At 75.0% G+C, this 2,156-nt stretch carries 3 protein-coding genes; all 3 read left to right on the forward strand.

What is annotated here, in order from left to right:
• Positions 1 to 360: 360 nt before the first annotated feature.
• Positions 361 to 537 (forward strand): DUF1059 domain-containing protein, encoded by a 177-nt coding sequence (locus AC2W7G_RS14495; RefSeq protein WP_485869060.1) that lies wholly within the window; start codon positions 361 to 363, stop codon positions 535 to 537.
• A complete protein-coding gene (locus AC2W7G_RS14500; protein WP_485869061.1) occupies positions 512 to 1,654 on the forward strand; it encodes an EAL domain-containing protein in 1,143 nt (380 codons plus the stop codon). Before AC2W7G_RS14495 ends, AC2W7G_RS14500 begins: the two co-directional genes overlap by 26 nt.
• A gap of 96 nt (positions 1,655 to 1,750) precedes the next feature.
• Entirely contained in the window at positions 1,751 to 1,927 is a 177-nt protein-coding gene (locus AC2W7G_RS14505) for a DUF1059 domain-containing protein (RefSeq protein WP_485869062.1), read from the forward strand.
• The last annotated feature ends 229 nt before the right edge of the window (positions 1,928 to 2,156 follow it).

The raw sequence follows: 2,156 nt of genomic DNA on the forward strand, positions 1-2,156 counted from the left end.
ACGTCGACCGCGTCCACCTGTGGGCCCGGCACCGGGCACCGCCGCCGCGTCCACCGGTCCCGCCGCCGACGTCGTCCCGCTCCCTCACCTCGACGCTCTGACCCACCCGGGCGCGGGCCCCGGTCGGCGCTGAGCGTGACGTTGTGCACGCCCGCACCGGCGTGTCGCGTGCACAACGTCACGCTCAGCGAGGGGGTGACCGCTCGGCGGAGGTGACTCCCTCAGGCAGAGGTGACCCAGCACTCCGTCGATTGTGCTGCGCGCCGGCCCGGTCGGGCTTACGCTTCAGGGGCCGCACGACCGTGCGGCACGTCCCGCCCGACGGATCGGGCATCGGGGGACAGGCAAAGGAGTGCCACCATGAAGAGCTTCGCCTGCGGCGACGTCGTGCCCGGCTGCGACGCCACGTTCGTCTGCGACACCGAGGACGACGTGCTGGCCGCCGTCGCCCGTCACGCCACCGCGGACCACGGCATGACTGAGGTCCCCGCCGAGCTGGTCGAGCAGGTGCGTGGACACATCCTCGCCGTCGCCTGAGCAGGCGACCGTCGGCCCCGACGACCTCGCCCGTGTGCTGGGCGGCGAGGGGCTGACGACCCACTACCAGCCGATCGTCGACCTGCGACGCGGATCCGTCGTCGGCTACGAGGCGCTCGCGCGCTTCGACGCCGCCGAGCGCAACCCCGAGGTCTGGTTCCGCCGTGCGCGTGAGCTGGGCCTCGGGGCCGCGCTCGAGGCGGCTGCCGTCCGCTCGGCGCTCGCTCGCCGGGACCACCTGCCGGCCAACACGTTCCTGACCGTCAACGTCGGGCCGGACGTGCTGGCCTCGCCGGAGGTGCAGGACGTGCTGGCCGCCGCCGAGACGCTCGGCGGCGTCGTCGTCGAGCTGACCGAGCAGCACCGCATCGAGTCCTACGTCGACCTCGAGCCGAGCCTGCACGCGCTGCGGGCGCAGGGCGCGCTCGTGGCCATCGACGACGCCGGCGCCGGGTACGCGGGCCTGCAGCACCTGCTGTCGCTGCGCCCGGACTTCATCAAGCTCGACCGCGGGCTGGTCGCCGGCATCGACCGGGACGAGGCCAAGCGCGCGCTCGTCGAGATGATGGGCACGTTCGGCAGCCGGGTCGACGCCTGGCTGCTCGCCGAGGGCATCGAGACCGGCGAGGAGCTGGACGTCCTGGTGCAGCTCGGCGTCCCGCTCGGCCAGGGCTACTGCTTCGGCCGTCCGCAGCCGGAGTTCGCCGGCGCCGACCCGGACGCCGTCCTGCGCGTGGTCACCCAGCAGCAGGCCGTCGAGCGTCCGGGCCTGCGGCCCCTCGTCGAGTTCGCCCCCACGGCGTCCGACGTGGACGCGGCCCGGGTGCTGCTCGGCGACGACCGGCACGACACCGTCGTCCTGCTCGACGGGCACGCGCGCCCGGTCGGCACGGTCGACGGGTGGGGCGTGCCGCACGCCATCCGCGACTCGGGCCTGCGCATCAACGTGTCCACCCCGGTCGAGGAGGCCGCGCAGCGGGCCATCGTCCGGCCGGCGGCGACCCGCTTCCACCCGCTGGTGTGCACCGACAACGCCGGGCGCTACTGCGGCGTCGTGCGCGTCGAGCGGCTGCTCGACGCCCTCGCGCGGACGGCCACGGCCGATGCGCGGGTGTAGCGCCGGACGGGCGCGGACTTTCGCTCACGTCCGGGGCCCGGTGGCCGATGGGTCCCCGGTCGTTGCCCGCCCCGGACCCCCTCCCGAGGAGCAGAAGTGAAGCGTTTCGCCTGTGGTGACGTCGTGCCCGGCTGCGAGGACGTCTTCCTCGGCAGCAGCGAGGACGACGTGCTGGACCAGGCCCTCGCGCACGCCGCGCAGGCCCACGGCATGACCGACGTGCCGCCGGAGACCGTCGAGCACGCCCGCGGCCTCGTCACGACCGTCCGCTGACGATGCCGCCCGAGACCGCGCCGAGCGACGTCGTCGGGCCCGAGGACCTCGACCGCGCCGTCCGCGGTGAGGGCCTGCACGTCCACCTGCCAGCCGATCGTCGACCTGCGACGCGGATCCGTCGTCGGCTACGAGGCGCTCGCGCGCTTCGACGGCCCGGTGCGGAACCCGGAGACCTGGTTCGACGCGGCCCACGCCACCGGCCGCGGGGGCCGCGCTCGAGGCGGCC

This window comes from Aeromicrobium sp. PFPM2_SD2, assembly GCF_057364525.1.